Origin of the sequence: Paenibacillus sp. FSL R10-2736 (genome assembly GCF_038000245.1) — a bacterium.
GTDB classification, from domain to species: domain Bacteria; phylum Bacillota; class Bacilli; order Paenibacillales; family Paenibacillaceae; genus Paenibacillus_AQ; species Paenibacillus_AQ phytohabitans.
This window is the reverse complement of sequence record NZ_JBBOBN010000001.1, coordinates 5,531,309-5,557,703: the sequence shown is the minus strand read 5'-3', so window position 1 is coordinate 5,557,703 and position 26,395 is coordinate 5,531,309. Positions and strand designations below refer to the sequence as shown.

The following is a 26,395-nucleotide window of genomic DNA, read 5'->3' as shown; positions in this document are numbered from 1 at the left end:
TGGACTGTCACGCCCAGTCTGAACGGGGGAAAGGTACCCTGCTGCCGCAAGTGTACCTTTACGCTGAAATATCCTCCAGCTTATATTCAGCATAGAAAGCGCTATCAATAAGCGGCATCTATTTTATCTAGGGGGATAAACAGCAATGGCTAAATCGAAGGTAAAACAAACAAAGAAAAGTTCCGGTTTCGCAGTTCCGGTCATCGTAATCTGTGTGATGGTACTGGCCGTATCCGTGGTGTTCCTTACCCGGACCAAGGCGGCGGGCGAACTGGACGGACTGCCCAATTATACGGAAATCCGCGGAGACTTCAATGCAGAGGGCCTGAAATATGAGAAGCAGCCGCATCTCGGCAGCACCACAGCCAAAGCCAAGGTGATTGAATTCGCCGATTTCAAGTGTCCTGCCTGCAAGAAGTGGAAGGAGACCTATTTTGAACAGTTCAAACAGGAATTCATAGATACCGGCAAGGCAGAGCTGTTCTTCATTAACTTCGCCTTCATCGACCGGGATTCGATTATGGCAGCCAGCGCGGGTGAAGCGGTATTTGCCCAGGACAACGATAAATTCTGGGAATTCATGAGCAAGCTGTACGACCATCAGGGGGATGAGACGAAGATTTGGGCTACCCCGCAGTTTATGCTTAATTTCGTGAAGGACAACATCAGCGGTATTGATTATGAACGCTTCGCGAAGGATTTGCAGGCGCGTACTTACATGCTTCCGGTCAAGGAGGATTTCAAAACCGCAGGAAATTACGGGGTGAACGGGACACCGAAGTTTATGGTGAACGGCCAATTGCTGCCGGGTTCATCTTACGAAGAGCTGGCAGCTGCCATTGAAGCCGCGCAGGCTTCGAACGTTACAGAGTAACCGCACCAACGAAAGGAAGGAAGGGAGAGGAGGAGGAGCATATGAACTTTTCCGCAATGCATCCTTACGTCTATCTGGCTACCCGCTATCCCTTTGCCAAAGGGCAATCCAGCTCTCCGAGAATTTGCTATATGAGCTCGGTTTACCTGATCAGCGAAGGTTACGGGACACTGTTAACAGGGGGACATGCCCACCGGGTCAGTCCGGGAATGCTGATCCATCTCCCGCCCGGGCAGCTTCATGAATGGCGTGCAGACGCTGCCGAACCCATGGTTCATCAGTGCTGCTATTTCGATTGGCATCATGTGGACCGGGAGGGCGTCTTCGACTGGGCCTGCCCGATCTGCTATAAGCCGGAGCAGCTGAAGGAGGAGCTACTGGGCCCTCTTTTCCCGTATCCGCTTCCGCTGTCCATGGATGTGGGGCTGCTGCGCGGGTGGACAGAGCGGTTTCAGAGGTTCTACAAGACAGGGGAGTTCGATAATGAGCAGACCTTCATCCGCAATCTGACGATTCAGCGCCATTTCCAGGAGTTTATTGATGATCTGCTGCATCTGCTGCTGAGCGGCCAGCCCATTCCGGACCGGAGGATCAGCTCACTGCTCGAGCAGATGGAGCAGGATCTGCTGCATGATGTACCGAAGCCGCTGGAGGCATATTACAGCAGTCTTCAGCTGAGCCGGGGGCATTTCTTCGAGCTGTTCCGCAAATCTACCGGGGCCTCACCTGTGGAGTATATGAACCGCTTCCGGGTCAACCGGGCCAAGGAAGACCTGCTGCATAGCCCGCTGAGTATTACTGAGATTGCCGAGAAATACCACTTCAGCTCACTCCATTACTTCTCCCGCCTCTTCCACCGCCAGACCGGCCAGACTCCACGGGAGTTCCGCACGCGCTGAGCTAAGCTTCCGGACTGAAGCGGAATAGCGAGTCCAGAGGATATCCTGCCCCTGTAATGGGGCGGGATATTTCGCTTTGAAACGATCCCGCTGAAACGATCCCGCCCTTTATAAGGACTGCAAAGCCGTTTCCACTTGTTCTGCGGGGATAAGCGCCGCTTATACCCGTATAAGCAACGTCTATTTAACAAACGCACGGGCTGCCGTCTATAATGACCACAGAGATTAATTCCTAGTTATCTCATAGGAATATCTAAAAATCCCTGGACGGAGTGAGGTTATGGCAAACGGCAAAGACGGTGCTCACGGCAGCAGCAACAACAGCAACAACAATAACAGCAACAACAATAACAGCAAAGCGAAGAAGGTAATGCTGCTGGGTCTGGACGGTGCAGATCCGGTAGTCATCCGCAAATATGTGGCAGAAGGCAAGCTTCCGGGCTTCAAAAGAGCGCTCGATGCCGGTGTAACCACCAGCGATCTGGGTATGCAGAGCGTGCTTCCGGCGATAACGCCGCCGAACTGGGCATCCATTGCTACGGGCGCGTATCCGGCGACCCACGGCATTACCTGCTTCTGGAACCATACGCTCGGCAATGAGCTGGATGTGCTGGATTATGGCTTTGACTCGGGGCTTCTGAAGGCGGAGACGATCTGGCAGGCTTATGCACGGGCGGGCAAAAAGAGTATTATTTTCAACTATCCAACGTCCTGGCCGCCGCAGGTGGAGGATGCAATCTATGTAGACGGAACAAGCATCTACACCAATCTGCGCGGTTACATTGACTATGAGAAAGTATATGAAGGCCGCTCGGAATATGCCGAGCTAATCGAAATCCCCCATGTCGTGGATAATACCGGGGCCAACTGCCGGTTTGAAGGGGAAGAAACGTCGCAGAAGGCGGAGATCAGCAAGGATACCTACGAAGGCTATGGCTATACCCAGCCCGGGCTGGTCACAACGACCCAGGATGGAGAGTTGTCTGCAGATGTGCCGACTGCGGATCAGATCTATACGCCGCTGAGAGCGGCTGAAGGCTGGACTTCTGCTCCGGCAGGAGCGCGTGAGTTCGCGGTTCCGGTAAATAACGGCCAGGCCAGACGGTACGGTCTGCTGGTTGCCGATGATCAAGGGGATTACAGCCGGGTTCAGATTTATGCCTCCAAAACGGCAGCGGTGCCTCTCGGTGAAGCCGGACCCGGAGAATGGAGCGGCTGGATCTATGACACCTACAGCATTGAGGGCGCGGACATTCCAGTCGCCTACAAAATCCGTGTGCTGGAGCTGGACCCCTCCGGTAACAGCTTTAAGTTCTACGCCTCATATGTGCTCGATTTGAAGACGGGCAAATACTTTTATCCGCAAAATATCGGGGAGGAGCTATACAGCAAAGTCGGGCCGATGCTACAGCCTTCCAATTACAGCCGTCTGAATCCGCAGGCGGATCAGGTGCTGCTGGAATCGATTGAGGAAATGTACAGCTGGCATGTGGATGCGATCAATCATCTGCTGGATAATAATGAGTGGGATTTGTTCTACACTCACATGCATGGTATTGATATGTTCAATCATTTCTACCTGGACCATACGCTGCCCGCTGCGTCTGCGGAGTATGAACGTTATCAGGAGATTATCTATAAAATCTATGAGATCAGCGACCGCTTCATCAGCACTCTTTTGGACCGGCTGGACGGCGAGACGGCGGCCTTTATTGTCTCGGACCATGCAGGAGTCGCGAAGAATCCGGAGACTGATCACCCGCTGATCGGCGACATGTGGGGCATCAACGTCGGCATTCTCGGTGACCTCGGGTACACGCAGCTTAAGGAAAACGGAGGCAGCTATGAGATTGACTGGAGCCGGACGACAGCTGTTGCCCAGCGCGCTACCTTCATTTATCTCAATGTAAAAGGCCGTGATCCGCAGGGGATTGTAGATCCGGCGGACTATGGCAAGACTGTAGCGAAAATCATCGATGATCTGTACAGCTACCGTGATCCCAAGACAGGCAGAAGAGTCATCAGCTTCGCGCTGAACCGCAATGACATGGAAGTCGTGGGTCTTGGCGGAGAGAACTCCGGCGATATTTTCTACATCCTTGAGCCTGACTTCACCCGCTGCCACGGGAACGGCCTCAGCAACCATACTCTGCTGGGGTACTCCATGAGAGCTTTGTTTATTGCCCTGGGAGCCGGGGTGAAGAGCGGGGAAGTCATCGACCGCAAAGTCAAAGTCGTTGATATCGTGCCGACCATCTGCCATCTTACCGGGTCCCCGGTGCCGGAGAATGCTGAGGGCGGGATCATCTATCAGATTCTGGCCGGTTCTGCGGAGGAGGATATCCCGGCGGCAGGACAACCCGCAGAGGCGGGAGAGCCAGTGACAGCAGGTACGGGGGGCGGAGCGTAAGCATGCGCCCGGAAATTCCGCGCAGGCCGGTCTCCCATATTACGGACAGTGAATTCGAAGCGCTCGCTTTCGGCAGTGAAGGTCCTGTACTTGTCTTCTTCGGCTCCCGGCGCTGCAAAATCTGCAGGCAGCTGTTCCCGGTAGCCGAGGCCATAGCCCATGATTTCCAGGGCCGGATGAATGTGTATGGCGTAGATGCCGGCAAATACCGGCTGCTGTTTCAGAGTCTGCGCCTGCGGGGCATCCCGCAGCTGGTGCTGTTCCTGAACGGCGAGGTCAAGGTGCGGCTTGGCGGGTTTCACCCGCATCCGGTACTGGTGGAGCAGTTAAAGCAATGGGTGCCTTGAACATCGGCGCAGCAGGACGCATCAGGAGATGAAGCAGACTTTTTTCCTAGTAGTCACATTGGTTTTATAGTTATATAATGAGGCTATTAAGAATCAAGAGGGAGAAGCCATGCGTCTGGAACAGCTCTATCATATTGTGGCGATAGCCCAAACGGGCTCCATATCGACGGCTGCCGAGCGCTCCTACATTTCCCAGCCTGCGCTGAGCTCATCGGTGTCCAAGCTTGAGGTTGAACTCGGCATTCTGCTGTTTAAGCGGACTAACCAGGGGGTTCAGCCGACCGATGTCGGTCGGGCTGTGATTCAGAAGGCGATGGAAGCTATCGACCTGCTGGAAGACATCAAGGCACTGGCTGAGGAGAATACGCAGGCCATGACCGGGAGTATCCATCTTGCGGTGGAGCCGTTCATCAGCAACACGATCATGGTCAATGCGCTAACTACGTTCAAATATAGGCATCCGGGTGTCAATGTGCTGATGAAGGTCGGGGAATCGAACAATAATCTGCGCGACATTGCGGCCGGCAAGGCGGACTTCGGTGTCGTTATGAAGACCTGCGGACAACCGGAGGAGAAGGATCTCTGCATCAAAGAGCTGTTCCGCGACCGGCTGGTGCTGCTTGTCAGCAAGGACTCAGAATTGGCAGGCCGGGGGGCAGTTCCCCTGCAGGAAGCGCTGGCCCAGCCGCTGGTGCTGTATAATACAGAGTTCGCCACCGACTGCTGGGTGTCCGAATTGCTGCAGAAGCACGGAGACTACAACGTAGCCTACCGGCTGGACAGCTTTCCGATGCTGGAGAATGTGATCGGCCAGAACCTGTGCGCCGCTTTTGCCCCGAAATTCATGAGTGATTATTTCCTGAACAAGGGCAGCATTGTGCCGCTCGATATTGCTGATACGGAGCTGGATGTGTTGATTGTCCTGGCCTGGACGAAGCGGCACCATCTCTCCTTAATGGAGAAAGAAATGATGGAAACGATCAAATCCTTCAGCTCCATGCTTCAGTTCATCGGCTAGACGGATAAGGAGAAGCAGGGATATGAATGCACTGAAACAGACTTCTGCATTGCAGGACCGCAGCTTTTCAGCCTGGCTCTATGTTGCTGCCGGAGGGCTGGTAGATGTCTTCTGGGCCACCGGGCTGAAATATAGTCAAAGCTTCCGCATGTTCTGGCCGAGCCTGCTCGTCCTGTGCTGCATTGGAATAAGCTATACCTTATATGTAAAAGCCATAATGCGGCTGCCGGTTGGAACCGCATATACCGTATTTACCGGCATCGGGGCGGCAGGCACTGCCGCCGCCGGAATGCTGCTGCTGAACGAACCCGCCGGCTTCTGGCGGATCTTCTTCATTCTGCTGCTGCTCTGTGGCATGATCTGCCTGAAGCTGACGGCTGGGGATGAGAGTGTGGCGCAGGAAGGCGGCGGTGAAGCAGATGCAGCGCTCCGGGGCGGTGAGCCTGGCCGGGCACTGAAGAAAGGGCACTTCATGCCATTGTCAACGACGTCCCCGGCAGACCGTGAACAAGGAGGCCTGCGCTAGTGGGCTGGCTGCTGCTGATCATTGCCGGATTGTCGGAGGTCGCCAGTGTTCCTCTATTAAAATATTCCCGGGGATTCCGGCATCTCTGGCCCTCTGTTGCCGCAGTTGCCGCCCTTGCACTTAGCTTCTATTGCCTGTCGCGCTCGGTAATGACGATACCTGTCGGGACGGCCTATGCCGTGTGGACGGGCATCGGCTCCTGCGGAGCGGTCGTGCTGGGGGCCATGGTGTATAGAGAATCGCTTAGACCGTCCAAACTGATATGCCTGGCCATCATCATTATCGGCATGATCGGCTTAAGGCTGACATCGTAACGGGTTCAGAATAATAAATTCATGAATTCAGGTACAAGCCTACCGTACAGCCGGAGGCCTGATTAGCCGGAGCAAGGGCGGAAACTGCCCTGCTTGCTGGAGTCAGGCCTTTTTGTATGCCGGCAAGAGAGAGGAGACCCGCAACATGCAGAGTAATACACCGAAGGCAGCGCGTCCTGAGGAAGGGCAGAGTATCAGCGTTAGCGAACCAAAGGGCAACGGCCGGAATCCGGCTGAATCAACGGCATCCGCGTTACCGCCTGCAGCAGCAGGCTGGTCCAAAGAATGGCTGTACCGGGGAATTTCGGTGGCTTCCCTGCTGGCCGCACTGCTGCTGTGGTGGCTGGTCAGTGCCAGAGAGTGGGTGAATCCGCTGTTCCTGCCGGAGCCGCAGACCGTATGGGCAGCCTTCACCGATGTTCTGCATGAAGGGTACAAAGGCCAAACGCTGCTGAACCATATCGGCACCAGCATGCGCAGGCTGTTTCTCGCGCTGGCCGCAGCCTTTGTTACGGCTGTGCCGCTGGGGATTCTATGCGGCCGTTACCGGGTGCTGCGTGCGGTTATTGATCCTTTTATCGAATTCTACCGGCCGCTGCCGCCGCTTGCCTACTACACTTTGCTCATTCTCTGGTTTGGCATTACAGATGTGTCGAAGGTGCTGCTGCTGTTTCTCGGGGCTTTCGCTCCGCTCTTCATTACGGCCGTGTTCAGTGTGCAGCGGCTGAGTCCGGACCGGATCAACGGGGCCAGATCGCTGGGCGCACGGGGTTGGAAGCTGTATGCCTTCGTGATCTTTCCCTCGGTGCTGCCGGAGCTGTTAACCGGATTGCGGACCGCAGTCGGGGTAAGCTATTCCACGCTGGTTGCTGCGGAGATGGTGGCTGCCGTATCTGGAGTCGGCTGGCTGGTGCTGGATGCGAGCAAGTTCCTGCGCAGCGATATTATGTATCTGGGCATTATCATCATGGCACTGATCGCCATCGTGATTGATCTGATTATCCGCAGCTTAATCCGGCGTGTATCGCCTTGGACGGAGCAATGAATAACTATGGTTTTCATAAAAGGAGAGTAGAAAATATATGAAACAGCTTCATTCAAAGTTTCGCTTAGGGACCCTTCTGGCAATATTCGCTTTGCTGGTGGTGGTATCAGGCTGCGGCAATTCTGCCAGCAATAGCGGGAACAGCGGCAATACAGCGAAAGCGGCGGCTGCCACAGAGAACGCCAACGCTACGGAGGCAGCTGCGGCGGTGGCTGAGGAAGCTACGCCAGCACCTGCCGCGGCGGAAGAGCTGCCGAAGGAAATCCGCATCGGCTATCAGGTCTCACCAAACGGAGAGCTGCTGGCCAAGTCCCTCGGCCTGCTGGAGAAGAAATATCCCGATATCAAAATATCCTGGCTCAAGTTCGATTCCGGCCGCGACGTGAACGTGGCGATTGCCAGCGGCGGAATCGACTTCGGCCTGCTGGGTACCCCTCCGGGAGCGTCCGGTGTGGCCCAGGGTCTGCCGGATCAAATCTATTATATTCATGATGTCATCGGCGAGAGTGAGGCACTGGTAGTCAAGAGTGCTGCCGGAATCAGCTCCCTCGCCGAGCTCAAAGGCCACAAGATCGCTACCACCTTCGGCTCCACCTCGCATTTCAGCCTGCTGTCGGCACTGAAGCAGGAGAACATTGATCCTGCATCCATTACCATACTTGATATGCAGGCTCCCGACATCGTTGCCGCCTGGCAGAGAGGCGATATCGACGGCGCTTATACCTGGCAGCCGAGCCAGTCGAAGCTGGTGGAGGATGGCGGCAAGGTCATCATCACCTCAGCCGATGTGGCGGCCAAAGGCGGCATTACCGGAGAGTTCGGCGTGGTGCACAAGGATTTCATCGGGAAGTATCCGAATGCCGTTAAGGGCTATATCGCTGTGCTGGATGAAGCGGTGAAATATTACCGGGATCACCCGCAGGAGTCGGCGGAAGCGATGTCTGCTGAGCTTGGACTTAGCGCCGAAGCCACCCTTAAGGCGATGAATGAAATTATCGTGCTGGATGCCTCGCAGCAATCAGCCCCTGAATATATGGGCACGCCGGATCAGCCGGGCGCATTCGGACAGCTGCTGAAGGACACGGGTGATTTCCTTGTAGAGCAGAAGTCGATCACCGATTCACCGGACCTCTCGGTCTACCAGCAGGCTTTGCGGAGCGATTTGTATACCGGTAATTAGACCAGCAATGACAAGGAGGCGATGGCGCGATGATCTTGGAAGAAAAACTGGACGGTCCCGGTGGTACAGGTGTACTGAGTGCCGGGAATTACGGGGAGAGCGGACGCAGGGGGGCGGCTTCCGGTATGGCCGGAGCTGCTGCAGTACCGGTAACCTCCAACGGCAGCGGACAGGGTATCCTGCTGGAGAGCATCGGCCTCACCTATGGCAGAGGGGCCACAGCAAGGCAGGTGCTGCAGGAGGTTAATCTGCAGCTGACACCGGGCGAATTCGTTGTAGTCCTTGGACCTTCGGGCTGCGGCAAAACCTCCTTGCTGAACATTATCGCCGGGTACCTGAAGCCTTCGCAGGGTAGCATCGCCATTAACGGCAAACGCCATACCCGGCCGGATTCCGAGGTCGGCGTGGTGTTCCAGCAGGCGAACCTTTTTCCCTGGCTGACGCTAGCCCGTAACATTGAGTTCGGGCTGCGGATGAAGAACCAGCCCAAGGCTGAACGCAGGGAGCGTGTCGCTTATTTCCTGGAGCTGATGGGCCTTACGGCCTCGGCCGGACTGTATCCCCACCAGCTCTCTGGAGGCATGAAGCAGCGGGCGGCCATCGCCCGCACCCTGGCTGCAGAGCCGGAGATCGTTCTGCTCGACGAGCCGTTCAGCGCGCTGGACGCTCTGACCCGCGAGAATATGCAGAGCCACCTGCGGGAGATCTGGCGCAAGACCGGGAAGTGCATGTTCTTCATCACCCATGATGTGGATGAGGCCCTGCTGCTGTCCAGCCGCCTGGTTGTCATGCATCCCGGACCGGGCAGAATTGTCAAGGACTTCGCCAATCCGCTGACGGAAGGCAGCATCAGCCGCTCCTTCACTGACATCCGCAGCGGCGGGGAGTACAGCAGCCTGCGCGAGTATCTGGTGTCGCGGATGGATTCACCGTAGGAACAGCAGGCGCCATGGACACAACAAAGTCCGTGGCGCCTGCTGTTATTTTATAGAACATGATCAGGTTCTTAGAATTCCTATGGCCTTTTCTTTCAGATCATGACAAACACAACTTCATTTCCATCAGGATAGGTGTACATCATTCTTGCTCCTGTATAAATGGAGAGTAGATTATAGTGATTGACCTCAAGTCCGGTTTCTTCTTTAACTTCTCTGATCATGGTCTCTTCAATCGTTTCTCCGGCCTCCATTCCCCCGCCGGGCAATCCCCAATCCCCGTAATCAGACCGTTGTTGTAATAATATCCGGCCGTATTTATCTTTAATAATGGCTCCGCCTGTAACAATAATACTTCTGGTCATGATCTCAGTCCTTTTATTCGTAGTAGGCTGCTTCTTGCAAGAATCTCACATACAGTATCGTTTAGCGGCCTTCTTTTTCACAGGGGAAAAGTCACAGTTGATCACGGCAGGAATCATTTATGATAGGGGCAAGAGATTAATCATCACGCTATTTTCAGCATCATCAGAGCCTTAAGCCATTCCAAATAAAATGGAAACGGAGATGAAACGGGACTATGCTGACGATAGCCAAAGCCGGGACAGAGCATCTGGAAGAAATGTGCCTGCTGCTGCAGGAGCTGTTTGGAATGGAGCAGGATTTCGCCAGTGCGGCGGCTAACCTGGATAAGCAGAGGGCGGGACTGCGGCTGATTCTGGCGCATCCGGAACGCGGTCAATTACTGCTGCTCAAACGGGGAGATAAGGTGGCTGGTATGGTGAATCTGGTGTTTGCGTTCAGCACGTTCGAAGGCGGGCCGGTAATCATGCTGGAAGATTTAATTGTAGCAACTGAAGAGCGGAGGCAGGGCAGCGGCCGCTTCTTCATGGACGGCATAGTGGCTTACGCCAAAGAACACGGATTTCTGCGGATCACCCTGCTGGCCGATGCGGAGAATGCGCGGGCGCTGCATTTTTATGAAGCTGCGGGCTATGAGTACTCTAATATGAGATGTCTGCGGCTGGCGGTTAAGTGATGGAGAGCAGGGGAGCCTGCCCGGTCATTCTTTTGAATGAGCGTTGCTGGCACCAAGACAATGAGCGTGCGAGGAAATATATGTAATGAAGCAGATGTTAAAAAGCATATTTCACGGTCCCGGATCAGCGGGTTGGCCCGCGGGGCTCCTTGCCATTCTTCTGTGCTTTTTGCCGTAACCCCTGCGCAGGCTGCGGCCCGCTAAGTGATTCAATTATAGGGTTGTTCCGGCAGGCAAGCCTACATGATGCGTGTGAGTTATGAAATGTAGAGTATTCCTGCCGTGACAACCTTTGCTATTAAGAGTAACCTTTCAATTCATATGCACAGTGAGCAACCTGAAGCTGCGTCTAGGCTAATCTGCATATTCATAATACTCAGCTAATCCGTTCATAGACAGAACTATGAGAAATTACAGACGGAAGCTGTAATAAGTGGATTTATGACACTTAATTTTTCGCGCCATCTGCTGAATCGGAATTAGATGGATTTATGACACTTAATTGTGCCCAATATGCTCATATCAGCCAATATGCATGGAATTAAGTGTCGTTTATCCAACTAAAATCTCATATTCGAAAATTTCGAGGGAATTAAGTGTTGTTATTCCACTTATTAGTCGTATAGCCCTCGTTCCGCCAGCGTACATCGCACGCAGCCGCAGTCAGTCTGCATCTCGTCCAGCTTTACACACACTCAGCCTCAGCAAATACATATCAGGCAAACAGCGGATTGCCCTGCATACCTACCCACAGCGGTGATTGTTCCAAGCAAGCGGCCAGCTGGAGCAGCAGGTCCTCACGGCCTTTGGAGGCCATGACCTGAACCCCGATCGGCAGGCCTTCCGCCGTGAGATGCACTGGTACGCTCATCGCTGGCTGACCGGTCAGATTCGCTAGCTGGGTGAAAGGCGTATAGGTTAGGCTGGGCTCGAACATCTCGTAGATCATCCGCCGCTGAGCGTCTTTGGACAGACTGCTGACTTCCAGCAGTTGCTGAATCTCCTCAGGCGTCTGGGTCAGCTCCCCGACCTTCGGTGCGGAATCCGCATTCGCAGGCGTGATGTACAGGTCGAAACGGTCCATCAGCGCCGCCATCTGCGCGGCGGCCACATCCCATTCATGCAGACTGTGTACGAATTCTGCAGCTGAGACCTGTTTACCGGCTTCGGCCAGCACCCAGGTAACAATATCCACTTCGCTTGCCGCAATCGTGCGGCCCATACCGCTCTCAAGCGACAGGAACATTGCCGATACCTCTCCGGCATTCATCGTATAGTAGTTATCCATCAGTCTGACCCCGTTAACCGGACTCAGCTTTTCCTCAACCGCATAGCCTTCCGATTCCAGCCACTTTACAGTGTTCATCACAGCTTGTACAGCTTCTTCCGATACCGGTGTACCCACCGGCGAAGCTGTAGTGTACGCAATCCGCAGCTTCCGCTGCGCAGGCTTCAGCAGATCATCCAGATAGACCCCCGGATACAGCGGGGTCTGAAAAGCAGCTTCCGGCTGCACCACCTGAAGCAGATCAAGCATCGCGGCACTGTCGCGCACAGTCCGCGTCAGGGCGAAGTCGATCGACGCGCCCTGCCACTGGCGGCCGACGCCAGGGCCGACCGGCGTGCGCCCGCGCGTCGGCTTCAGTCCGAACAGGCCTGTGAACGAGGCCGGTATGCGGATGGAGCCGCCGCCGTCACTGGCTCCGGCGGCCGGAACAATCCCTGCGGCTACGGCCGCAGCAGCACCACCGCTGGAACCGCCGGGGGAATAGGCGGGGTTCCACGGATTACGCGCCGGGCCGTGGAGCAGGGGCTCGGTAATATTTTTGAGGCCGAATTCCGGGGTATTCGTGTGTCCTAGCGGTATGAAGCCGCCGCGGCGGATACGGGCGACGTAATTAGAGTCGCGTTTGGCGATATTGTCCTTCATGAGCATGGCACCGGAAGTTAGCGGTTCTCCGCCAATCGCCTGCGAGATATCCTTCAGCAGGAAGGGCACGCCGGCAAACGGCCGGGAAGTGTCACCATCAAGAACCGGCATCTCATCCGCTTCCTTCAGCGCTGCCTCACGCCGGGTACGGACCACTGCATTCAGCAGCGGATTCATTTCATCGAGCCGGGCGAAGGCGGTTTCCACGAGCTCGCGTGGTGAGACTTCACGTGCCTTAACAAGGGCGGCAAGCCCCAGAGCATCATGAGCGGAATAAGAAGACAACGACATGTGAACAACCTCTTTCTGGCAGGTGTGCAGGCTATAATCGCTATAGATGCGTCTGCGGATAGTAATAGTTGGGACCAGCATCTATAGTATACTTCGGGAGCGCCAGACTTCCCAACTGCAAGCAAGACCCCCGCAGCCTATGCTGCAATCGGGGCCCTGCGTATTTTTGCTATAGTAGTCACTGCAGTGAATATTAGACTTCCAAGAATCTGATTCGGACGTTGGCTGTTGTCGTACTCATTTCAAGTCCGCTCATCCGTAAGATATTTCTTCACCGGAGGCGGGGTATAATCAGCCAGTTGCTGCAGAATTCCCTCCGCAGTCGTATCGTTCAGCATGATCGAATGCTGTTTCTCCTGCATGAACTTCTCCTGGACCATGTTGCCGAACAGGGCAATCAGCGGATCGTAATAACCGTTGACGTTCAGCAGCCCGCAGGGCTTCTGGTGCAGACCGAGCTGCGCCCACGTGAAGATCTCGAAATACTCCTCCATCGTGCCCGGCCCGCCCGGCATGGCGATGAATCCGTCGGCAAGCTCAGACATCTTCAGCTTCCGTTCGTGCATGGAGTCCACCATAATCAGTTCGGTCAGGCGGGTGTGCTCGATTTCTCTTTTTTTGAGAAAATGGGGCAGAACCCCGATCACGCGTCCCCCCGCCTGCATTACGGCATCAGCAATCGCGCCCATCAGGCCGACAGTGGCTCCGCCATAGACCAGTGTGATGCCCCGTGCAGCCAGCTCCTTGCCCAGAGCAACAGCATACTCCTTGTATACGGGCGAAGCTCCGTCATTCGAACCGCAGAAAACAGCGATACTCTTCATATAATGCTGATTCTCCTTTGCCTAAGTATCTGAAAATAGCTTCATGTATGATGTTGCAACTGTATCTACTTCAAAGATACCACACGATGTCGTGCGGTAGAAGGATATGCTCAATGTTTAACTCTGTATTACATTCATTTTACATAAGAGCCCTATGTACAACAGGAGCCAACAAATGTTGTTGGCTCCTTTGCGGATGAGCTTAATGGACAGGCGTTAATTCGCCGACTAATTGTACGGCTTTAGCAGCATCAATGCGTCCAAAGCCATAACGGTCATGCCAGCTGCCCGACATAGGTCTTGCGGATTTGCGGAGAATCTCGTGAATGTCTTCACTGGATAAGGAAATGCCGTGTGCCAACGCTTCTGCGAGCATCAGGGCAATAATACCGGTTACTGCCGGGGCCGCCATGCTGGTGCCCATCATCGGAGTAACCTTATCTATTGATCCTGATTTAGCGGCCATAACCATGAACTGTTCTCGTTCATTCCGCGTAGCATTTCCTCCGGGCGCACTAATCTCCGGCTTTTGTCTTCCGTCCCGTGTCGGACCGGCGCTGGAGAAGAAGGAAAGTGGTGTGCCTGCTTCTTTGGCGCTGTATGAACCGACCACGATTGTTTTTTTGCCGCAGCAGATTGAACCGAGGGTGTGGGTATTATCCAGCGGTTCCTCGAAATGGGATTGGCCAAAATCATCCCGCTCAATCCAGGCATGATATTTCCCCGACCGGATATTCACTCCCCGCAGTTTAAGTGTCCATGCACCGGCCGGTAAACCGCTCTCCATGAAGATATTGATGACATTGTCACCGTTGTTCGGATCTTGTTTCCGGTGGGAGATGAAGATCAGGATTTCATTCCGGTTCCCGACCGCCTGGTGAGTCGTGCCAAGCTTAACCTCACCGAGGTTCTCCCCATCCGGAGTGATCAACTGGCAGGAGAATTCATCTGCTGCATTGTACCAAAGCTCGATTTCGTTAGAGGTACGGTCTGATTGTTCCACGATCCAGCTGAGATCCTTCACCTCATTCTGGCGGATTGTGCCACTGGCGTGTATGCCGTCAGTATAAGAGTTGCTGGCGGCCAATACGATGGCCCGATTGTTAGCAGCACTTAGGAGTGTATCGAATCCAACCTCAACCAGAGAAGTGCCGTCATGCGGTCCGCCATTGGTGCCCAAGCTTATATTGGTGACACACGGCCGGTTTCCGGCGAGCTTATAGATGTATTGCAGAGCCTCCAGCAGATGCACAGAACTCCCGAAATCCCCTTTGACCGCGTCAGGTCCCGACCATGGAACATCATTGGCATTCAATTGCACAAATACGATATCTGCCTGAGGAGCAGGGCCCGGCGTTTTGGTTCCGTTACCGTTGCCCGCAGCAGTATCCATTACGTGGGTTCCGTGCCAGGATTCTTCGTTTTTAGGATCAGGAAGGTGTACTGCCGCGAACGGAGCATCTGTTTGCAGAGCACGGCTTAATTGCGCTTGAGAAAAGACTTTGCCGTATCCAAACTCGCTATTACTGGAATTAAGAAGCGTCTGATCCCAGTAGCTAAGAATACGGCTTGTCCCATCTGAATGGATGAAGTTCTTATGGGTAAAGTCACATCCATAATCTACAATCCCGATGACGACGCCTTTTCCGCCGTTGCTTTTAGTATTTTGATTCAGCAAATCCGCCCGGGCTTTAGTTTCTTCAATGGTCTTAAAGAGCTGGGGTTTTAACAATTGTGATGCCTTCAAGCTCATTACCGCCGGTGATTTGCGGATCTGCTCAATTTGGTCTGCGGCAATCCGGGCGGTGACGAGCCGTACATTCTCCTGCTCCTCAGGCACGCTGCCCAGGTCGGCAATTTGCCGGACTCCGGACAGGTTTTTCCACGCCTCAATATCCTTTACCTTGGCGATAACCGCGATTTCACGGGCATCCGCTGTCTCCGCTGATTCTGCGTTGAACAAATGCGGATGAGCCTCTTTGTGTTCACTTTGATTGAAAGCGATGACCCGCTGCAGTCTTGGATCAAGGTTAGCGGGGATCTCATTCGTTGTTTCTTTGAGTTTCATGTCATGTCTCCTTTAGCTGGCTAGTGTGCTGGAAAATACAACGTCCATATACTTTCACTAATTTGAATTTTTATAAAATCCATTATATTCAAGCAGAGACGTCACAAGGGGTGTGAAGAGTACAGCATGAAAATTATGGTCTTTTATACGCGGTCATTCTGATTAAATACATAAGTAGATAATGATAAATAAACAAATATGTAAATAAAAGTAAGTATCATCGAGTGAACGTTTTCACATAATAGCTCCGTTCCTTTTTGGAGGTACCAGAGAAAATATAAACAGTAAGGGGTGAGCAACGTATGTTCATATCCAACGAATCAGGAAGCAAGACGTATTCACTGGTCGGGAAACGTTATGCAGCTGCGGGCAATATCCCTTTGTCACCGGATGATTACCGTGATCTGGTGAAACGCCGAGCGATTTCTATTCTGCACATTACGCCTGATGAACAGGAGTGGCAGGGAAACGAAGAGCTTCGAAGAGAAACCGAACAGCTAATCATGGAGAAAATTCATCGTGACAGCAATCTGCTGCCCATTGATTTCTTGAGCAAGGGGGTAGAACGCGCCAAGGCTGTCTGCAGGATTGTAACGCCTGGCGGCGGACTTGGAACCGGGTTTTTGATCGGACTCGGGCTGGTAATGACCAATCATCATGTGCTGGCAAGTGCGGAGGAAGCAGGCAGCAGCCAGGCTGAATTCGGATACGAAGAGAATGGGGAGGTCATAAGGCTTAATTTAAAGCCTGACGAATTTTTCATCACCTCACCCTTTGAGGAATTGGACTTTACAATCGTGGGCTGTGAGACTGCCGGGATTGAGGATGTGATTCCGGTCAAGCTGTTACGGAGTCCGACAACGATTACCCGCGGAGAGTATGCGAACATTATTCAGCACCCCAAGGGCAGACAGAAAGAAATTGCTCTGCAGGACAACACCGTCAGCTATGTCTATGAAAAAGTGATTCATTATACGACCGATACGGAGCCGGGCTCCTCCGGTGCAGCCGTGTTTAACAATCAGTGGCAGCTCGTCGCTTTGCATCATGCAGGCTGGTATACAGACAATGATAACCAGCAGGCAGTGAATGAAGGCATAAGGATTTCGGCAATCGTTGCGAAACTCGTAGCTCTTGCTCAAACCGGTGATTCCGCTGCATTGCAGCTGACACAGATGATTGAAGGCACTTCGCCGTATCTGGGCTTTTACGATGTTGAGGGGCTGGTGGATAACCGCAGAGAGCTTGCTGAAATCGAAATCCCCTCCTTCAAAGGCGATAAACGGTTCGCGGATATCGGATTCTGGAATATTGAACACTTTAACAACGGCGTCAGTGAGCAGCGGATTAAGGATGTTGCCCATCTGGTGGCAGATATGTCCATGGATGCGCTTGGTCTGGTTGAAGTGGAGAGCGGAGCGCTCGAGCGGCTGAGACAAGAGCTGAAGAACCGCGGCGCCGCTATGGACTATGTGTACCTCGATGCTAATGGCGCGCAGGATCTTGCCATCCTGTACGATACGACAACGACTGGTGTTGAGCTCAGAAATGACATTAACCTGAAGTACGGCCGGCTGCTGTGTTCCGAAATCAATGGAAAAACTGCTTTTCCCAGAGAGCCCTTATTCGCCAAGTGTACAGTCAGGGAAGAGGGCAAGGATGTTCAGTTCCTGATGATTATGGTGCATTTGAAAGCCATGCGGGACGCGTTAAGTACCGAAAGACGAACGCTCGCCGCCCAGACATTGTCAGTCATCATTGAGGATCTGGAGCGTACGGAAGAGTTCAAGGAGCTGCCTATTATACTGGGTGGAGACTTAAATGATGATGCAGGAAGTGTGTCACTGAGTCCGGTGATGAACATGCCCTCAGTGCTTACGCTAACCCTTGACGATGCGCAGGCAGGTCATATCTCTTACATTGGTGATCATAAGTCGCTGATCGATCACATCATTATTACCAAGGATACCAGGGCAGGAGTTATCACCTTCGACGGGAAGCAGGATGATGCAGGAATCGTCAGATTTGATAAAAGCATGCCTGATTATGCTTTGAGAATCTCAGATCATGTTCCAGTCGTGCTAAGAATCATCTATAAAGACAGCAGCACCGAGCAGGATAACCTGAGGATTCCTTCAGTGCCGAGTGTGGTTTGGGCGCAGGGAAACACGATGGAGCATGCGCTGCTCAAGCTTCAGCTGAACCGCTTCAGACTCGAAGAGGAACGGGGATATTACGATGCCGAGAAGGATAAATTCGATATCGTGAACTACTATCGCAGCGTGGATCTCCAGTCCGGGGGAAGCCAGGTGTTCCGCCATTTGCATCAGCTGCTGCTGGAAACCCATAACAGCATATTCTCTTACCCGGCAAGCCGGACGCAGCTGTATGCCGGAGTCGATATCCATGAGGATGGCAGCCTGCACAGCCTGTATTCAGGAGAGAAGCTTGATGCAGAAGAGCTGATCCGGGAGGATCACCGTACCGAACGGCTGCGGAAGGAATTCATGGAGAGTCTTGCCCTACACGGCCAGGAGGAAGAAGAAGGGTTCCAGGAGCTGATCGATGAGAAATTCGGGTTCAATGTTGAGCATGTTGTTCCCCAGTCCTGGTTCAGCAAAAGCTCGCCCATGCGGGGGGATCTGCACCATTTATTCATCTGTGAGAAGGAATGCAACAGCTATAGAAGCAACATTCCATACTATGATTTTGCTGACTACAACCCGGAAGCGTACCGTGAGACTGTCCGGAATGCCTGCGGGAAACGCGGCGGGACGATCCGCTTTGAGCCGGAGAGCGGCAAGGGTGAGGCAGCGAGAGCGGTGTTGTATTTCATGGTGCGGTATCCAGGTAAAATAGAGCGGCAGAACGAGCGGGTTGACATTAAGCTGCTGCTGGGCTGGCACAAAGAGCATCCGATAAGCCTGCATGAGAAGCACCGCAATCAGCTGATCTTTGAATTGCAGGGTAACCGCAATCCCTTCATAGATCTGCCTGAAATTGCAGATCAAATAGAGTTCTAACCAAGAGAAATAAGGAGGCGGCAGCATAATGAACATGACTGTTACCGGAATTAATCAACCATCCGCAGAAATGGTAAACCAGCTTCAGCAAGGCGGATACGTGCTATATTTCCGCCATGCCCAGCCGGCTGAGACTTCAGGTGATCCAGGCTTAAGTGCGGAGGGGCAAGAGAAGGCGGTATTACTCGGCAACTGGCTACGGGAGCAGAAGATTAAGATTAATCTGCCTGTGTTATCCAGTCCTACACAACGGACACAGGAGACTGGAAAGGCAGCTTTTCAGAGTATTCGTGTTGAAGAAGCACTGGCTTATATGGATGTCTTGTTTATGGAGAATCCGTCCGGTGCAGAACGGGTGATGAAGGCAAGGCTTGTGAGCCTGTTGGAATCCATCCCCTCAGAAGAAACCAACACGGTACTGGTGGCTCATAGCTTTTCTTTTAATAATCAGATCGAAGCCAGACCTTACCTGGGACTTATTCTGCTCAAGCCTAAGGGCAAGGGGCAGGGCTATGAGATCGCCGATGCATTTAATTTTTAACCGATAAGGAGATGTCTCCGATCATGCCCGAAGGAATGTCCTTTGAATTCAAGCTTTTCCTTGACCCTAAGCAGGTGCTGGCGGAAGATGGACAGCTGCTTCCCAAGATAGCGGGGCTATCCTTTGAACTCAAGGACAAAATGCAAATTCACCTGCTCGATACGCCTGAGTTGAAGCTTTATGAGACGGGGTGGATTGTCCGTAGCCGTTTCAAGGAAGAGAAATGGGAGCTTACCTACAAGAGACGGATCAGGGATTATCCGGATATGCGTAGCGCTATGGAACAAGCGGTGCAGGAAGGATTTACACTTGCAGAATACGAACTTGAAGTCGAGTGGGGGTACAAGAAGCAAGCGTTATCTCTTGCAAAAGACTTTGACATTGCTCTGGAAGCCAAGCCTGAGGGACAATGGAGGCAGCTGATCCTGGACAAGGCCCCGCAGCCTTTTAAAGACAGCAGCATCTTTCAGTCTGTAGCCCAAACATGGGTGATGGGTCCTATCCGGTCCGAGAAATATAAAAGTAAATGGGAACAGGAGAAAGTTCACCTGGAAGTCTGGACCCTCGGGGCAGAACGCATGGCTGAAGCAACAATGAAAATAAAGAACGCCACCGAAGCCGAAGCAGCGGACAAGCATCAACAATTCATTACTCTGTTCAAAGAGGCTAATCTGCTGCTTGAGCAGGATATGTCCAAAACCAAATGGGCACTTGAGCGATTGTAGCAAGCACATACAACACAAACTACACACTAAAAAGGAGCGATTATTATGCCGCTGAATCCATACGGAGTGTTAAAAGGAAAGATCATCAGAGGAATACCTGCACCACCCACAGGTGACAGCACCCCGCATTATCATGCTGTAGTCAAGGCTGACGGCAGAGAATATAAATTAGCCATCAACGTTCAATCCAGAGAGCAGCCTTCAGAGCTGTTATACCTGGTCGGAGATAAATTTAATTCTGAGCAGATTACCCATCTGCAGAGTTTAAAAGACGGTTTTACTAAAATTAGTAAATCCAACCGTGATGAAATAGCCTTGGACTACATCCGTGGCGGACTGTTTGACCCCTCCAAGATGATCGCACTTCTATTTAATGAAGACGGTCCGGATAATGACTTGAATGAGAAAGTGGATGCTTATCTGCAACGTGCCATCAAGGATGAAACAGCTAAAATTTATGTATACGGTGAGCCTTTCCCGGGCGGTATTCACAACATTCATATGAATCAAGGGAACGTTAAAAAATACAGAGCAGACGACGGCATCTGGCAGGATGGCGGAATTGTGATTCATTTCGAGCAGGAGGACAAATGGCTCGGCCTGTTCCTCGCCTTCCAGTCGCAATCCTGGTGTACAGACGACCAGGGCCATATGGAGCGTCCGGTTAGCAAGTGCAGTCATAAAACCGTTAAGATTGCCGAAGTGTCGAGATAACTGTATGAAGGACCAGCAATTTGCTGGTCCTTCACCTCATTATTGAACCCGAAGCTGAAGGAAGGATGATAAAAGTGAAAGTAGTACAAGCGGTTATTCATGCTTCATCGCTGGAAAAATTGCATGAGCTGGAGAATTACAATCTGGATCTGGCTAGAAGCAGTGCCAAGCAAATCACAGAGGACGATTATTCCGTCTCCGGGATTCTGTCTGCAGAACAGGCGGAGCTGTTGAAGAAAGAGGGCTACACTCTGGAGATCGAGCTGGATGCTACAGATATTCCTGCTCAGCGACTACAGGAGGTTTACCATGGAAACCGGTTAGAGTCCGAATCCCAAGCCGCCAATTTCACAGCTGAGTCGGTGCGGGGCGGTTATATGACTGTGGACGAAATCGATAATACATTGCTGCAGCTTAGCCGGCAAAACCCCGGGCTGGTCTCGCTGATCACTCTACCTAACCGGACCTGGGAGGGCCGGACATGCCGTGCGGTTAAGCTCAGTGCCGCTCCACAACAAGCCAGAATGAAACCGGCCATTCTGATTACTGGCAATGTGCATGCGCGCGAGTGGGGTGGTTCGGACATTTGCATTAACTTGTTAACCAAGCTCACCCAAGCCTATACAAGCAGACAGCCCATCCAGTATGGGAACAAAAGCTTTACTTATGAACAAATTAAGCAGGCGCTGGAATCTGTAGACCTGATTATCTTTCCGGAGGTTAATCCGGATGGCAAGGTGTATTGTCAGGAAAACCATGAGCAGGATTCATTGAATGATCAGCTGGCGGGTAATGGCTTCTGGTGGCGGAAGAACCGCCGGCCTGATGAGAACGGGAGACCGATGGGCGTTGATTTGAACCGGAATTTTGATTTCTTGTGGGGGAGTACAATCGGTACCTCAGAAGATAAAAACAGTCTGATTTACCTTGGTCCAGCCCCATTCTCCGAGCCGGAATCACAAAATATCAAGTATCTTTTGGATACGTACAATCAAATCCGTTTTTATGTGGATATTCACAGCTTTGGAGAGAAAATTATGTACAACTGGGGGGATGATAATAACCAAACCACTGACCCCGGCCAGAATTTCTTGAATCATCAGTATGACGGAATGCGTGGAACTACTGAGTTTATGAGGGACCGCTACAAAGAATACATTGCGCCGCAGGATGAGAAGCTGGAGCGTGAACTAGGAAACCGGATGAACGGAGCTTTACAAGCCGTACGGGGCAAATCCTACAAGGTTGAAGAGTCAGCCCAGTTGTATTATACCAGCGGGACGACACAGGATTATGCCTACAGCCGTCATTTAAGAGACCCTTCCAAGCCTAAGATTTACAGCTACACTTTTGAATTTGGTACCACCTTTGTCCCTCCTTATGAAGAGATGCAGCTTATCATTGCTGATTTAAGTTCTGCGTTAACGGAGCTGACTTACGCGGTATCCCAGATAAATGCACTAGAGCCTGTTCGCCCGGGTGATTAGAACCCATTAAGCAAGACCCTGCGGCTTCAGTCCGCAAACAGGGTCTTGCTTTTTTTACAGTTAAACCGTCAATAATGTATCACGGATTTCCGGTTATGTACCTTCTTTCTCCGCAGCAGCAGAAGAATTCCGATAGCAAAGCCCATACAGGTAAGCGAAGCCGTTGTGGCGTAGCTGTTAGTCCAGATCACCAGATTCACATTCAGCAGCGAGTGGACGCCCACTACGATGAACAGATTCCGGGTCAGGACATAGAGGAGTGCAAACAGCATCCCGAGAATAACCAGCTGGATAAAATCATACACAAATTCCATTCCGCTAAGTCCGCCGTAAATCCGGTTCGGGATATGCATGAGGGCGAAGACCGTTTGCGAGATGAGCAGCGCCTTAACTATGCGGGAAGAAGGCTTACCCGTTCCAGACAACCAATGATGGATCTGCACAAAAAGGAAGCCGCGGAAGATGATCTCTTCCAGCAAGGCATTGCCGAACAATTGCCCGAGCAAAGCGCCCAGAAACAGATTTGGAAAGTCGGCAAGGTCATGATTCCATGTAAGTGCTGTACCGGCAATGAGATTGATGCAGGCACTCATTACATTGACAGCCAGCCAGAACACAAATGTCCATAGGCATCCGGCCAGCAGCTTCTCCCGTCTCAGTCCCAGATCCCGCAGCGGAATCCGGCCCATTGCCCATAAATAAATAATGACAATTACCATGAGACCGAGCAGCCCCGCGCATAACGTGGCATTTATCCACCCGTGGGTCAGCCGGTTAATGTCATCGAAGGTCCCCTTTTCAAAGAAAAGGAGGTTCACTGTCATCGCGAAAATAATCTCCAGAATAATAAGGCCAACGATAAACCAGGCTGAAATACGTTTTCCTGTAAAAATCCCTGCATGTTCCCCTGTCTCAAGCTGCATTAAAGTAACACTCCTTTGGATGAAGAAATATTTACCAGTAAATCCCTCTCTATTACTATATTGGCTATGCAATGGATTCACTGTCACAGAAGTCACAACAGTCACAGAAGTCATTGAGGTCACACCGCTGCACTGCTACAATCCTGCCACTCATAAAAAGAGCACTGCTATGGGCATAATTAGCAAAGCTGATTTCTGATACTGACGGTTGACACCGTTTTCAGCTTATGTTAAATTGTTTCCGAGGCTTGTTACCGGTAATGCGGGCAAAACCACAATGGGAATGATTGATTCGTTTCCGTTGTTGTTTTGCCCTTTTTTATTCCTCAAAAGCAGGTGGACTGAAAGTGATAATCAAACAGATTTTCAACAATAATATCGTCAGCACCGTAGATGACAAGGATCAGGAGCTGCTTATCCTCGGCCGGGGTATCGGTTTCCAGTTCCGGGCAGGGGACCCCATTGACGAGGCGCGGATTGAGAAGGTCTTCCGCCTTCAGGATTCCTCCATCTATGAGCGCTTTAAGGCGATTGTTACAGAAATGCCGGTTGAAATCCTGCAGGTGACAGATGATATTGTAAGTCTGGCGCGCATGCAGCTGAATAAGCAGATCAGTGACGGGATTTATGTATCGCTGTCGGATCATATCCATTTCGCTGTGCAGCGGATGGAGCGGGAGCAGATTGTCCGCAACCCGTTATCCTGGGAGGTACAGCATTTCTACAAAGCCGAGTACGATGTGGCGAAGGAAGCGCTGACGATTCTGCGGGAGCGGCTGGGGATTGATTTTCCCAAGGATGAGATCTGCAATATCGCGCTGCATTTCATCAATGCCGAAGTCAATGATTCGATGAACGATGTGACGCATCTGATGCAGCTGCTGCAGGAGATTATGAACATTATCAAATATCATTTTGGCGTGGATTTGGACGAGGACAGCGTCAATTATTTCAGATTCATTACGCATCTCAAATATTTCTGCCAGCGGGTCATCACCCATACCAGCCATGACGATACCGAGGAGTATTTGTACAAGGTGGTTAAGAAGAATTATCCGGACACCTTCAAATGTATCCGCAAGATTGAATCTTTTATCCTGAAGAACTACGAGTACGTCATGACCCATTCCGAGCAGCTCTATCTGACCCTGCATCTGGAGAGGCTGATGAAAAACAAATAACAAGGGGCTTGTTACTGTTCAATCAGGCAAAACCCGAATGAAAACCGGCATGCGTTTCTTTCGCGTATGCACGTGTTCATTCGGGTTTTTTTATTCCAATAATTAGGAGGAAGACGAATGAAACACCAGGAAACAGCGCAGCAAATCGTCAAGTCGGTGGGCGGAGTATCCAATGTGAAGTCGGTGTACCACTGTGTAACGCGTCTGCGCTTCGAACTGAAGGACAACCATAAAGCGGATCAGGCCGCGCTCAAAAAGCTGGATATGGTGATGGGCACCAACATCTCGGGCGAGCAATTCCAGGTCATTATCGGCAATGATGTGCCTAAAGTATACGACGAAATGGTTAAAGAGTACCCGGCGCTCAAGCAGACAGCGGAAGGAAATAAGCAGGCTGACGGGAAGAAGCAGAATGTGATTCTGAAGATTTTTGAGACAATCGCCGGTGTATTCGCACCGATGCTGCCCGCAATCACGGCTGCCGGTATCCTTAAGGGGCTGCTCGCTCTATTCGTGACCCTGGAATGGCTGTCAGCGGGAACAGACACGTACCGTATCCTGTCTGCGATTGGCGATGGCGTATTCTACTTCCTGCCGATGCTGATCTCCTTCAGCGCAGCGCGTAAATTCGGGAGTAACCCGTATATAGCAGTTGGTGTCGGCGCGGCTCTGATGTATCCGGATATGGGCGCACTATTGTCCAGCGGTAACCCCGTATCCTTCCTCAGTATTCCGGTAACAGCGGTCTCCTACGGATCTTCCGTAATTCCGATTCTGCTTGCAATCTGGATTCTTTCTTACGTGGAAAAAACAGTGGACCGCTTCATCATACCGTCACTCAAGCTGCTGCTCGTTCCGCTGATCTCCCTCCTGGTGATGGTTCCGGTCACGCTGATTGCGATTGGACCTCTGGGAACCTTCGTCGGAGACGGATTGTCCGGCGGCATTAACTGGCTGCTGAATGAAGGCGGCCTGATCTCCGGGATCGTGCTTGGCGGGGCGATGTCCCTGATTGTTATGACGGGTATGCACTACGCACTGGTCCCGGTTATTATCAGCAACCTGGCTACACTCGGCTTCGATAAGTTCCTCCCGCTGACCTTCATCTCCAATATGGGTCAGGCGGGCGCTACTCTGGGCGTATTCTTCCGGGCCAAAGACAAGAAACTGAAATCCGTCGCCTTGTCCACCAGCTTCACTGCACTCATGGGTGTTACTGAGCCGGCCATGTACGGTGTGAATATGAAATACAAAAAGCCGTTCATCGCGGCGATGATCGGTAGCGCGGCAGGCGGCGGCTTCGCGCTGGCGTTCGGTGCCAAGGCATATGCGCTGGCTGGTAACGGCGGTATCCCGGGTCTGCCGGGATTGGTTGGACAGACCTTCTGGTACGCTTTCGGCGGGATGGTCATTGCCTTTGTAGTTGCAGCGGTTGTTACAGTGTTACTTGGCTTCCAGGAAGAGGCTGATGATGCGGAGCAGATTTCCGGCAGTATCGCCGCTAAACCGGCAGATGTGACCCCGGCAGCTCCCGCACCGGTAGAGGTTGAGGTAGAACCGGCATCCGCTACCGCAGACAGCACAGCTTATGCACCAATGACCGGTAAGGCGATTCCGTTAAAAGAGGTCAATGACCCTACCTTCGGCGATGAGCTGATGGGTAAAGGCATAGCCTTCGTCCCTACGGTCGGCGAGCTCGTATCTCCAGTTAGCGGTACCGTAATGAATGTCTTCAAAACCAAGCATGCTATGGTTATCCGCAACACTGACGGCATGGAACTCCTGATCCACGTCGGAATCAACACCGTGAAGCTGCGCGGCCAGTTCTTCGAGGCTCATGTGCAGGCCGGTGATCCGATTCAGGCCGGAGACAAGCTGCTCACCTTCGATCTGGCGCAAATTGCCCAGAATTATGATATTACGACCGCTATGGTCGTTACCAATACGGCCGATTACAAGCAGATTCTGCCGCTTAAGCTGGGCGAAGTTTCTTTTGGTGAGCCGGTGCTGAAGGCTGAGCTGTAAGGTTGCCGGTTTAGCTTTGATCGTATCTTGGGTGTTTAGCTTGGATCTTCGATTTGGACTTTCGATTTTGGTTTTA

23 protein-coding genes are annotated in these 26,395 nt (G+C 52.2%); 18 read left to right on the top strand and 5 right to left on the bottom strand.

Features of this window, described 5'->3' with window-relative positions; genetic code table 11:
* Positions 1–145 precede the first annotated feature (145 nt).
* The 10 genes from NSQ73_RS23750 (at position 146) to NSQ73_RS23705 (ending at position 9,548) form a co-directional block, all read left to right on the top strand.
* A complete protein-coding gene (locus NSQ73_RS23750; protein WP_340988424.1) occupies positions 146–874 on the top strand; it encodes a DsbA family protein in 729 nt (242 codons plus the stop codon).
* 41 nt (positions 875–915) lie between these two features.
* Positions 916–1,773, top strand: coding sequence for an AraC family transcriptional regulator (locus tag NSQ73_RS23745; RefSeq protein ID WP_340988423.1), 858 nt, complete (start codon positions 916–918; stop codon positions 1,771–1,773).
* Between the two features lie 280 nt (positions 1,774–2,053).
* Positions 2,054–4,183 carry an alkaline phosphatase family protein gene (locus tag NSQ73_RS23740; RefSeq protein WP_340988422.1) on the top strand — a complete coding sequence of 710 codons (2,130 nt, stop codon included), beginning with the start codon at positions 2,054–2,056 and terminating at the stop codon, positions 4,181–4,183.
* A gap of 2 nt (positions 4,184–4,185) precedes the next feature.
* Positions 4,186–4,530, top strand: coding sequence for a thioredoxin family protein (locus tag NSQ73_RS23735; RefSeq protein WP_340988421.1), 345 nt, complete (start codon positions 4,186–4,188; stop codon positions 4,528–4,530).
* Between the two features lie 109 nt (positions 4,531–4,639).
* The gene (locus NSQ73_RS23730) at positions 4,640–5,548 is read left to right on the top strand and encodes a LysR family transcriptional regulator (protein WP_340988420.1); all 909 of its coding nucleotides are present in this window, start codon (positions 4,640–4,642) and stop codon (positions 5,546–5,548) included.
* 22 nt (positions 5,549–5,570) lie between these two features.
* A complete protein-coding gene (locus NSQ73_RS23725; protein ID WP_340988419.1) occupies positions 5,571–6,074 on the top strand; it encodes a DMT family transporter in 504 nt (167 codons plus the stop codon).
* Positions 6,074–6,388, top strand: a complete 315-nt coding sequence (locus NSQ73_RS23720; protein ID WP_076242570.1) for a DMT family transporter — start codon at positions 6,074–6,076, stop codon at positions 6,386–6,388. The genes NSQ73_RS23725 and NSQ73_RS23720 overlap by 1 nt, the downstream gene beginning before the upstream one ends.
* A gap of 145 nt (positions 6,389–6,533) precedes the next feature.
* Positions 6,534–7,433 (top strand): ABC transporter permease, encoded by a 900-nt coding sequence (locus NSQ73_RS23715; protein WP_083705135.1) that lies wholly within the window; start codon positions 6,534–6,536, stop codon positions 7,431–7,433.
* Positions 7,434–7,470: 37 nt separating this feature from the next.
* Positions 7,471–8,613: a taurine ABC transporter substrate-binding protein gene (locus NSQ73_RS23710; protein WP_039307777.1), complete on the top strand. Its 1,143-nt coding sequence runs from the start codon at positions 7,471–7,473 to the stop codon at positions 8,611–8,613.
* Positions 8,614–8,642: 29 nt separating this feature from the next.
* Positions 8,643–9,548: an ABC transporter ATP-binding protein gene (locus NSQ73_RS23705; protein WP_340988418.1), complete on the top strand. Its 906-nt coding sequence runs from the start codon at positions 8,643–8,645 to the stop codon at positions 9,546–9,548.
* Positions 9,549–9,643: 95 nt separating this feature from the next.
* On the opposite strand, the gene NSQ73_RS23700 is transcribed toward NSQ73_RS23705, so the two are convergent.
* The gene (locus NSQ73_RS23700) at positions 9,644–9,913 is read right to left on the bottom strand and encodes an NUDIX domain-containing protein (RefSeq protein WP_081969890.1); all 270 of its coding nucleotides are present in this window, start codon (positions 9,911–9,913) and stop codon (positions 9,644–9,646) included.
* A 215-nt stretch (positions 9,914–10,128) separates the two neighbouring features.
* Here NSQ73_RS23700 and NSQ73_RS23695 point away from each other — a divergent pair, with 215 nt between their 5' ends.
* A complete protein-coding gene (locus tag NSQ73_RS23695) occupies positions 10,129–10,587 on the top strand; it encodes a GNAT family N-acetyltransferase (RefSeq protein ID WP_340988417.1) in 459 nt (152 codons plus the stop codon).
* 715 nt (positions 10,588–11,302) lie between these two features.
* On the opposite strand, the gene NSQ73_RS23690 is transcribed toward NSQ73_RS23695, so the two are convergent.
* The 3 genes from NSQ73_RS23690 to NSQ73_RS23680 form a co-directional block, all read right to left on the bottom strand.
* On the bottom strand, positions 11,303–12,808 hold the full coding sequence (locus tag NSQ73_RS23690; protein ID WP_340988416.1) for an amidase: 1,506 nt from the start codon (positions 12,806–12,808) through the stop codon (positions 11,303–11,305).
* Between the two features lie 242 nt (positions 12,809–13,050).
* Positions 13,051–13,632 carry an LOG family protein gene (locus NSQ73_RS23685; RefSeq protein ID WP_039306808.1) on the bottom strand — a complete coding sequence of 194 codons (582 nt, stop codon included), beginning with the start codon at positions 13,630–13,632 and terminating at the stop codon, positions 13,051–13,053.
* Between the two features lie 202 nt (positions 13,633–13,834).
* Positions 13,835–15,700, bottom strand: a complete 1,866-nt coding sequence (locus tag NSQ73_RS23680) for a S8 family peptidase (RefSeq protein WP_340988415.1) — start codon at positions 15,698–15,700, stop codon at positions 13,835–13,837.
* Positions 15,701–16,002: 302 nt separating this feature from the next.
* On the opposite strand from NSQ73_RS23680, the gene NSQ73_RS23675 reads away from it, so the two are divergent.
* The 5 genes from NSQ73_RS23675 to NSQ73_RS23655 all read left to right on the top strand — a co-directional run bounded on the left by NSQ73_RS23675 (position 16,003) and on the right by NSQ73_RS23655 (position 22,190).
* On the top strand, positions 16,003–18,723 hold the full coding sequence (locus NSQ73_RS23675) for an endonuclease (protein WP_340988414.1): 2,721 nt from the start codon (positions 16,003–16,005) through the stop codon (positions 18,721–18,723).
* Positions 18,724–18,751: 28 nt separating this feature from the next.
* Positions 18,752–19,264: a histidine phosphatase family protein gene (locus tag NSQ73_RS23670; RefSeq protein WP_340988413.1), complete on the top strand. Its 513-nt coding sequence runs from the start codon at positions 18,752–18,754 to the stop codon at positions 19,262–19,264.
* A gap of 23 nt (positions 19,265–19,287) precedes the next feature.
* A complete protein-coding gene (locus NSQ73_RS23665) occupies positions 19,288–19,989 on the top strand; it encodes a hypothetical protein (RefSeq protein ID WP_340988412.1) in 702 nt (233 codons plus the stop codon).
* A 45-nt stretch (positions 19,990–20,034) separates the two neighbouring features.
* Entirely contained in the window at positions 20,035–20,703 is a 669-nt protein-coding gene (locus NSQ73_RS23660; protein ID WP_340988411.1) for a YukJ family protein, read from the top strand.
* 74 nt (positions 20,704–20,777) lie between these two features.
* Positions 20,778–22,190, top strand: a complete 1,413-nt coding sequence (locus NSQ73_RS23655; protein ID WP_340988410.1) for a M14 family zinc carboxypeptidase — start codon at positions 20,778–20,780, stop codon at positions 22,188–22,190.
* Between the two features lie 68 nt (positions 22,191–22,258).
* On the opposite strand, the gene NSQ73_RS23650 is transcribed toward NSQ73_RS23655, so the two are convergent.
* A complete protein-coding gene (locus tag NSQ73_RS23650; RefSeq protein ID WP_340988409.1) occupies positions 22,259–23,113 on the bottom strand; it encodes a CPBP family intramembrane glutamic endopeptidase in 855 nt (284 codons plus the stop codon).
* Between the two features lie 347 nt (positions 23,114–23,460).
* On the opposite strand from NSQ73_RS23650, the gene licT reads away from it, so the two are divergent.
* Together licT and NSQ73_RS23640 are read left to right on the top strand one after the other, a co-directional pair.
* Positions 23,461–24,294, top strand: a complete 834-nt coding sequence (licT, locus tag NSQ73_RS23645; RefSeq protein ID WP_340988408.1) for a BglG family transcription antiterminator LicT — start codon at positions 23,461–23,463, stop codon at positions 24,292–24,294.
* A 117-nt stretch (positions 24,295–24,411) separates the two neighbouring features.
* On the top strand, positions 24,412–26,319 hold the full coding sequence (locus NSQ73_RS23640) for a beta-glucoside-specific PTS transporter subunit IIABC (RefSeq protein ID WP_340988407.1): 1,908 nt from the start codon (positions 24,412–24,414) through the stop codon (positions 26,317–26,319).
* The last annotated feature ends 76 nt before the right edge of the window (positions 26,320–26,395 follow it).

Bases quoted from the DNA above. Each gene is read 5' to 3' on its own strand.
- NSQ73_RS23740 (WP_340988422.1), top strand. From the start codon at position 2,054: ATGGCAAACGGCAAAGACGGTGCTCACGGCAGCAGCAACAACAGCAAC.
- NSQ73_RS23665 (WP_340988412.1), top strand. From the start codon at position 19,288: ATGCCCGAAGGAATGTCCTTTGAATTCAAGCTTTTCCTTGACCCTAAG.
- NSQ73_RS23745 (WP_340988423.1), top strand. From the start codon at position 916: ATGAACTTTTCCGCAATGCATCCTTACGTCTATCTGGCTACCCGCTAT.
- NSQ73_RS23675 (WP_340988414.1), top strand. From the start codon at position 16,003: ATGTTCATATCCAACGAATCAGGAAGCAAGACGTATTCACTGGTCGGG.
- NSQ73_RS23640 (WP_340988407.1), top strand. From the start codon at position 24,412: ATGAAACACCAGGAAACAGCGCAGCAAATCGTCAAGTCGGTGGGCGGA.
- NSQ73_RS23750 (WP_340988424.1), top strand. From the start codon at position 146: ATGGCTAAATCGAAGGTAAAACAAACAAAGAAAAGTTCCGGTTTCGCA.
- NSQ73_RS23735 (WP_340988421.1), top strand. From the start codon at position 4,186: ATGCGCCCGGAAATTCCGCGCAGGCCGGTCTCCCATATTACGGACAGT.
- NSQ73_RS23690 (WP_340988416.1), bottom strand. From the start codon at position 12,808: ATGTCGTTGTCTTCTTATTCCGCTCATGATGCTCTGGGGCTTGCCGCC.
- NSQ73_RS23670 (WP_340988413.1), top strand. From the start codon at position 18,752: ATGAACATGACTGTTACCGGAATTAATCAACCATCCGCAGAAATGGTA.
- NSQ73_RS23685 (WP_039306808.1), bottom strand. From the start codon at position 13,632: ATGAAGAGTATCGCTGTTTTCTGCGGTTCGAATGACGGAGCTTCGCCC.
- NSQ73_RS23700 (WP_081969890.1), bottom strand. From the start codon at position 9,913: ATGACCAGAAGTATTATTGTTACAGGCGGAGCCATTATTAAAGATAAA.
- NSQ73_RS23715 (WP_083705135.1), top strand. From the start codon at position 6,534: ATGCAGAGTAATACACCGAAGGCAGCGCGTCCTGAGGAAGGGCAGAGT.
- NSQ73_RS23660 (WP_340988411.1), top strand. From the start codon at position 20,035: ATGCCGCTGAATCCATACGGAGTGTTAAAAGGAAAGATCATCAGAGGA.
- NSQ73_RS23730 (WP_340988420.1), top strand. From the start codon at position 4,640: ATGCGTCTGGAACAGCTCTATCATATTGTGGCGATAGCCCAAACGGGC.
- NSQ73_RS23680 (WP_340988415.1), bottom strand. From the start codon at position 15,700: ATGAAACTCAAAGAAACAACGAATGAGATCCCCGCTAACCTTGATCCA.
- NSQ73_RS23705 (WP_340988418.1), top strand. From the start codon at position 8,643: ATGATCTTGGAAGAAAAACTGGACGGTCCCGGTGGTACAGGTGTACTG.
- NSQ73_RS23725 (WP_340988419.1), top strand. From the start codon at position 5,571: ATGAATGCACTGAAACAGACTTCTGCATTGCAGGACCGCAGCTTTTCA.
- NSQ73_RS23650 (WP_340988409.1), bottom strand. From the start codon at position 23,113: ATGCAGCTTGAGACAGGGGAACATGCAGGGATTTTTACAGGAAAACGT.
- NSQ73_RS23710 (WP_039307777.1), top strand. From the start codon at position 7,471: ATGAAACAGCTTCATTCAAAGTTTCGCTTAGGGACCCTTCTGGCAATA.
- NSQ73_RS23695 (WP_340988417.1), top strand. From the start codon at position 10,129: ATGCTGACGATAGCCAAAGCCGGGACAGAGCATCTGGAAGAAATGTGC.